The sequence below is a fragment of the Crenobacter luteus genome, assembly GCF_004345725.1.
Classification (GTDB): Bacteria; Pseudomonadota; Gammaproteobacteria; order Burkholderiales; family Chromobacteriaceae; genus Crenobacter; species Crenobacter luteus.
Genome location: NZ_SLXG01000013.1, coordinates 77,995 through 84,029 on the forward strand (window position 1 = coordinate 77,995; position 6,035 = coordinate 84,029).

6 protein-coding genes, 1 pseudogene and 1 riboswitch are annotated in these 6,035 nt (G+C 65.0%); of the genes and pseudogenes, 3 read left to right on the top strand and 4 right to left on the bottom strand.

Annotated elements, in window-relative coordinates; all coding sequences use genetic code 11:
- Positions 1-462 precede the first annotated feature (462 nt).
- Together EV683_RS09300 and EV683_RS09305 are read left to right on the top strand one after the other, a co-directional pair.
- On the top strand, positions 463-1,221 hold the full coding sequence (locus tag EV683_RS09300; protein WP_131862593.1) for a glycosyltransferase family 2 protein: 759 nt from the start codon (positions 463-465) through the stop codon (positions 1,219-1,221).
- A complete protein-coding gene (locus tag EV683_RS09305) occupies positions 1,218-2,195 on the top strand; it encodes an NAD-dependent epimerase/dehydratase family protein (protein ID WP_131862594.1) in 978 nt (325 codons plus the stop codon). The genes EV683_RS09300 and EV683_RS09305 overlap by 4 nt, the downstream gene beginning before the upstream one ends.
- Positions 2,196-2,292: 97 nt before the next feature.
- Here the strand turns inward: EV683_RS09305 and EV683_RS09310 are convergent, their stop codons facing one another.
- From EV683_RS09310 to EV683_RS09325, 4 genes are all read right to left on the bottom strand, one after another.
- Positions 2,293-3,618, bottom strand: a complete 1,326-nt coding sequence (locus tag EV683_RS09310) for a hemolysin family protein (RefSeq protein ID WP_066613775.1) — start codon at positions 3,616-3,618, stop codon at positions 2,293-2,295.
- A gap of 121 nt (positions 3,619-3,739) precedes the next feature.
- On the bottom strand, positions 3,740-4,453 hold the full coding sequence (gene ung, locus EV683_RS09315) for a uracil-DNA glycosylase (RefSeq protein ID WP_131862595.1): 714 nt from the start codon (positions 4,451-4,453) through the stop codon (positions 3,740-3,742).
- 61 nt (positions 4,454-4,514) lie between these two features.
- The gene (locus EV683_RS09320; protein ID WP_131862596.1) at positions 4,515-4,841 is read right to left on the bottom strand and encodes a rhodanese-like domain-containing protein; all 327 of its coding nucleotides are present in this window, start codon (positions 4,839-4,841) and stop codon (positions 4,515-4,517) included.
- Between the two features lie 8 nt (positions 4,842-4,849).
- Positions 4,850-5,509, bottom strand: coding sequence for a protein-L-isoaspartate O-methyltransferase family protein (locus EV683_RS09325; RefSeq protein WP_066613771.1), 660 nt, complete (start codon positions 5,507-5,509; stop codon positions 4,850-4,852).
- 104 nt (positions 5,510-5,613) lie between these two features.
- A riboswitch (TPP riboswitch) is annotated at positions 5,614-5,717 on the top strand.
- A 79-nt stretch (positions 5,718-5,796) separates the two neighbouring features.
- Between EV683_RS09325 and EV683_RS09330 the strand changes: the two are divergent.
- Positions 5,797-6,035: pseudogene (locus EV683_RS09330) on the top strand (phosphomethylpyrimidine synthase ThiC); the annotation flags it as partial.

A 6,035-nucleotide genomic window follows, 5' to 3' on the forward strand; every position in this document is an offset into this window, starting at 1 on the left:
TAACCAAGTAGAATCACGGGGTTCCGAATGTGGATAAGTGGCTGTGGATAAGCGGAAGGCAAACCATCCACAGCTTGTCCCGCCGTCGCGTGCAGGATTAATCCAAGGTTCATCAACAAGACAAGCCACTGACTTTCATCGCGTTTTTTAGCGTTATCCACAACTTTCCGCGAGGTATTACAGTTTCGTCTTTATAAACCGTTGTGAAAACGAAAACAGCGATGAAGGCAAAATCCGGAGACGGCGACGAACCGTCTGCAAAGCGGGGAAAGGGTTGTGGAAAAGTCGTGCCGACTTGCGATGGCCAGATTTATCCACAAGTGCTCAACGCTGCCCGGACCAGGTTGACACCAGGAAATGCATAGCCGCAAGACGCTGTTTTCAATGAGAAAAACCACGTTATCAACAGCGTCGGGCTACCTTCTACCGTTTTCATCTTATTAAACAAGAGTTCTTTGAATAATGGTCTTGTCGATCAGTGTGGTGCTCATCACGAAAAATGCGGCGCACAGCCTGAAAGCGTGCCTAGACAGTTGTCGCTTCGCCGACGAGGTCGTGCTTGTGGATTCAGGCAGTCGCGACGACACGATCGCGATAGCCAACACCTATGGCGCACGAGTTATCCACCAGGACTGGTTGGGATTCGGTCCGCAGAAGCAGTTTGCGGTCGGGCAGGCGCGCAACGACTGGGTGTTGTGTCTGGATGCCGACGAGTGGCTTTCGGAAACATTGCGCAATGAAATCATCGGCTTGCCGCGCCATCCACAAGCCGTGGCCTACCGTTTCCCGCGTTGCAACAAGTTCATGGGCCGTTTCCTGCGCCACGGCGAAGGCTATCCGGACATGAGCCTGCGGCTGTTCGACCGTCGCCGCGCACGCTGGTCCGACCATGCGGTGCACGAGTACGTGCTCGCCGACGGACCGGTCGGCACGCTGTCCGGCGACCTGATGCACGAGTCCGGCGAAGACATCAGCGTCTACCTCGCCAAGCAGAACCGCTACACCGACCTGCAGGCCGACGCGCTGTTCGTCGCCGGCAAGCGGGTTGGCGCGCTCAAGCTGGTGTCGAGCCCCTTGCTGCGCTTTTTCAAGTTTTACCTTGTCCGTCAGGGGTTTAGGGACGGCCTGCCCGGCCTCGTCCATATCCTGATCGGCTGCTTCAACAGCTTCGTCAAATACGCCAAACTGCTGGAAAAACAGCGACTGGAGAAAAAAGCATGAAAGTGATGGTGACCGGCGCCGCCGGATTCATCGGCCGCGCCGTGTGCGAAAGGCTGCTCGACGCCGGGGATGTCTCGGTGATCGCTGTGGATAACCTCAACGACTACTACGCGGTCGAGCTCAAGCACGCGCGGCTGGCGACGCTCGAAGGCCGTGGCGGTTTCGTTTTCCACAAGCTGGACATCGCCGACAGCGCGGCGATCGACGCGCTGTTCGCCGCCGAGCGACCCGATTACGTGATCCATCTGGCCGCCCAGGCCGGCGTGCGCTACTCGATCCAGAATCCGCACGCCTACACGCAGAGCAATCTGGTCGGCTTCGCCAACATCCTCGAGGCCTGCCGCCGTCACCCGGTCGAGCACCTGGTGTTCGCCAGCTCGTCGAGCGTGTACGGCAAGAACGCCAAGGTGCCGTTCGCCGAGGACGACCGCACCGATACGCCGGTCAGCTACTACGCGGCGACCAAGAAGGCCAACGAGGCGATGGCGGCCAGCTACGCCGAGCTGTACGGCATGACGCTGACCGGCCTGCGCTTCTTCACCGTCTACGGTCCCTGGGGTCGTCCCGACATGGCGCCGTGGTTGTTCACCGAGGCGATCAGCGCGGGTCGGCCGATCAAGGTTTTCAACCATGGTTTGCTGCAACGCGACTTCACCTATATCGACGATATCGTCGAAGGTGTGCTTCGTGTCATGAAATACGTAACAGATAAACGTAGCAAGTTCGAGATTTTCAACATCGGCAACCACCAGCCGGTCGAACTGATGGAGTTCATCCGCTGCGTGGAGAGCGCGTGCGGTCGCGAGGCGGTCAAGGAGTACCTGCCGATGCAGGACGGCGACGTGCCGATCACCTATGCCGACACCGCGCGTCTGCGCGCCGCGGTCGGCTTCTCGCCGGCCACGCCGCTGGCCGACGGCATCGACGCCTTCGTCGCGTGGTACCGGACGTGGAAGGCGCGCGCGTCTGCGTGAGCCGGCGTCCGTCCGGCGCCGCGCCTGGCCGATGACGGGCAACAAAAAACCCCGCTCGAGGCGGGGTTTCGTTTTGCGGCGGCGAGGCCGGACGGGTTTACAGCGAACTGCCGCTGTCCGGGCCGTCGCCGTCGAGCTCGGCCAACCTTTTCACCATCACCTTGTCGACGCGCGTCTTGTCCATGTCCATCACCTCGAAGGCGATGTCGTCCCACTCGAAGCGGTCGGCGACCGCCGGGATGCGGCCGAGCTGGAACATCACGAAGCCGCCCAGCGTGTGGATGTTGCCGCTGTCCTCGCCCGGCAGGCTGTCCTCGATGTCGAACAGGTCGCGGAACTTGTCCAGCGACATCATGCCGTCGATCAGCCAGCTGCCGTCTTCCCGCTCGACCGCCTCGTCATCGTCGTTCAGCGCCTCGGTCGGCAGGTCGCCGACGATGGTTTCGAGCACGTCGTTCATGGTGACCAGGCCTTCGAGCTCGCCGTACTCGTCGACCACCAGCGCGATGTGGTTGCGGGTGATCTTGAACTGCTCCATCAGCTGCATCGGCGAGATCGTCGTCGGCACGTAGAGCGCCGGCTTCAGGAGCGCGGTCAGGTCGACCGGCTGGCCGTTCAGCACCTGGTTGAGCAGGTCCTTGGCGTGGATCAGGCCGAGGATCTGGTCCAGCCCGCCCTTGACGACCGGAAAGCGCGAGAAGGCGTTTTCCTGCAGCTTGGCGAGGTTGACCTCGAGCGCGTCCTCGATGTCGAGCGGCACGATGTCCTTGCGCGGCGTCATGATCGAGCCGATCTTGCGCGTGTCGAGGCGGAAGATGTTGGCGACCAGCTCCTGCTCGGCGCGTTCGAACACGCCCTCGTCGGCACCCTGTTCCATCAGCACCTGGATCTCCTCCTCGGTGATCGACGGTTCCTTGCCGCGGCGTGCGCCGATCAGGCGCAGCACGGTGTCGGTCGATACCGACAGCACCTTCACCAGCGGCGCGGTCAGCCGCGACAGCCACTGCATCGGGCGGGCCATCACCGACGCGATCAGCTCGGGGTTGTGCATCGCGAGGCGCTTGGGCACGAGCTCGCCGAAGATCAGCGAGAAGAAGGTGATCGTCACCACCATCACCGCCAGCGATACCGGCTGCGCGTAAGGGGCGAACAGCGGGAACTGCAACAGCCAGGCGGCCAGCTTGCTGGCGATCGCCTGTTCGCCGAACACGCCGGACAGGATGCCGATCGAGGTGATGCCGATCTGGATGGTGGACAGGAAACGGGTCGGCTGGTCCGACAGCGACAGCGCGGTCTGGGCGCCGCGGTGGCCGTCTTCGGCCCATTGTTGCAGGCGCACCTTGCGCGCCGAGACGATGGCGAGCTCCGACATGGCGAACACGCCGTTGAGCAGGATCAGGAACAGCAGTATCAGAACGTCCATTGGGGTGGGGACAGGAAAGAGGACATTCAAGCTTACCGGCAAAGCCGCCGTCGCGCACCACCGCCGGGCGGTGGGCGTGAAAAAGCCGCCCGGCGGGCGGCGGGGCGGGCAAGGGCGGCGTTCAGGCGAACAGGTCGGCCGGCGCCTCGGCCGACCATTCGACCGGCGTGCGGCCGCGCGACGCCAGCCACGCGTTGGCGCGCGAGAATGGCCGGCTGCCGAAAAAGCCGCGCCGCGCCGACAGCGGCGACGGGTGCGCGCTGGCGAGGATCAGGTGGCGCGCCTCGTCGATCAGCGCGGCCTTGGTCTGCGCCCAGTTGCCCCACAAGAGGAACACGCAGCCGGGGTTGGCGCGGTCGACGGTCGCGATCAGCGCGTCGGTGACGGCCTGCCAGCCGAGCTTGCTGTGGCTGCCGGCCGCGTCGGCGCGCACCGTCAGCGCGGCGTTCAGCAGCAGCACGCCCTGGCGCGCCCAGTCGGACAGGTCGCCGTGGTCGGGGACGGCCGCGCCGACGTCGGCGGCCATCTCCTTGTAGATATTGCGCAGGCTCGGCGGCACGCGCGTGCCGCGCGTCACCGAGAACGACAACCCCATCGCCTCGCCGTCGCCGTGGTAGGGGTCCTGGCCGAGGATGACGACCTTCACGTCGGCCGGCGCGACGTCCTCCAGCGCGCGGAAGATCGCGTCGCGCGGCGGGAAGATCCGTTCGCCGGCGGCGGCGCGGCGCGCCAGCTCGGCGTCGAGCCGCGCCAGCGGCTCGGCCAACGTCGGGGTCGAAAGCGCGGCGCGCCATTCGGGGTGGACGCGCGAGAGGTCGAAATAGCTCGGGAACATGCAGGGACTCGCAAAAGGAAAGCGGCCCCGCAGGGCCGCTGGTGTGCGTGGGCGACGCGGCTCAGTAGTGCGCCATCGTCTGGTCGACGTCCGAAGCCCACGCCTCGACGCCGCCCTTGAGGCTGACCACCTCGTCGAAGCCGGCGTTCTGCAGGTACAGGCCGACCTGGAAGCTCCTGACGCCGTGGTGGCAGATCGTCACGATCGCCCGGTCGTCCGGCAGCTCGGCCATGCGGCCCGGGATCAGGTTCATCGGGATGTGCACGATGCCCGGCAGGCTCGCCAGCTGCACTTCCCAAGCCTCGCGCACGTCGAGCAGCAGCGGCTGCGGACGGCTGTCGTCCGCCAGCCAGGCGGCGAGTTCGGTGGCGCCGATTTCGCGGATCATCGGCGCAATCAGAAGCTGAACGCGGCCGGCGCCAGCGCGCAAGCCTTCGCCAGGCGCGGCACGACGGTGTCGAACGACACGGTCTGGCCGAAGGCGTTCTCGCCGGTGCGGGTGACGACGATCGCGCGCATCACCGGCTCGTCGCCGACGATCACCGCGAGGCGGCCGCCGACGGCCAGCTGCTGCTTGAGCGCTTCCGGCACCACCGGCAGCGAGCCGCCGACCAGGATCGCGTCGAACGGCGCCTTGCCCGGCACGCCGTCGATGCCGTTGCCGTCGAGCAGGGTCACGTTGTCGACGCCGGCCTTCTTCAGGTTGGCTGCGGCGCGCGCCTTCTGCGCCGGGTCGATCTCGACGCTGACGACCTCTTTGCCGAGGCGGGCCAACAGCGCGGTCACGTAGCCCGAGCCGGTGCCGACTTCGAGGATGCGGTCGGTCGGTTTGATGTCGAGGTCCTGCACCAGGCGGGCTTCGACCTTGGGTTCGAGCATCAGCGAGCCGTTAGGCAGCGGCAGCTGCACGTCGGCGAAGGCGATGTCGCGCTGCTCCGGCTGCACGAAGTCTTCGCGTTTCACGGCGAACAGCAGGTCGAGGACCTTGGCGTCGAGCACGTCCCACGGGCGGATCTGCTGCTCGACCATATTGAAGCGGGCTTTTTCGAAATCCATCGAATCGGACTCCACGAGGCTTTTAAAGACAATAACTTGCGATTATTGCACATTTGGCTTACCTTCACAGCACTCCGAGACGGCCGCCTGGCGGGCGTCTCGCCGAACCACGCTAGGGGTCCTGCCGGCCACGCCGCCGCGCGGGTGAGAAACACCCTCTGAACCTGACCCGGATAATACCGGCGTAGGGAAGCGAACCGGCCGCCACCACGAGCGGCGCCCGTCCCCGAGCGGACGCGGCCGAAGTTCCTCCTTGCGCCCAGTGAAGCCCAAGGAGACCACACCGCATGAACGCCCCGACCAAGCTGAATACCGAAATGGTGGTGGACAGCGCCGCCATCCAGCCGCTGCCCAACTCGCGCAAGATCTACGTCGAGGGTTCGCGCCCCGACATCCGCGTGCCGATGCGCGAAATCTCGCAGGCCGACACCCCGACCCAGTTCGGCGGCGAAAAGAACCCGCCGATCTACGTCTACGACTGTTCCGGCCCGTACACCGACCCGGCCGCCACCATCGACATCCGCTC

Coding starts and splice junctions, on each gene's coding strand:
- EV683_RS09305 (WP_131862594.1), top strand. CDS start 1,218: ATGAAAGTGATGGTGACCGGCGCCGCCGGATTCATCGGCCGCGCCGTG.
- ung (WP_131862595.1), bottom strand. CDS start 4,453: ATGTTCCCGAGCTATTTCGACCTCTCGCGCGTCCACCCCGAATGGCGC.
- EV683_RS09310 (WP_066613775.1), bottom strand. CDS start 3,618: ATGGACGTTCTGATACTGCTGTTCCTGATCCTGCTCAACGGCGTGTTC.
- EV683_RS09325 (WP_066613771.1), bottom strand. CDS start 5,509: ATGGATTTCGAAAAAGCCCGCTTCAATATGGTCGAGCAGCAGATCCGC.
- EV683_RS09320 (WP_131862596.1), bottom strand. CDS start 4,841: ATGATCCGCGAAATCGGCGCCACCGAACTCGCCGCCTGGCTGGCGGAC.
- EV683_RS09300 (WP_131862593.1), top strand. CDS start 463: ATGGTCTTGTCGATCAGTGTGGTGCTCATCACGAAAAATGCGGCGCAC.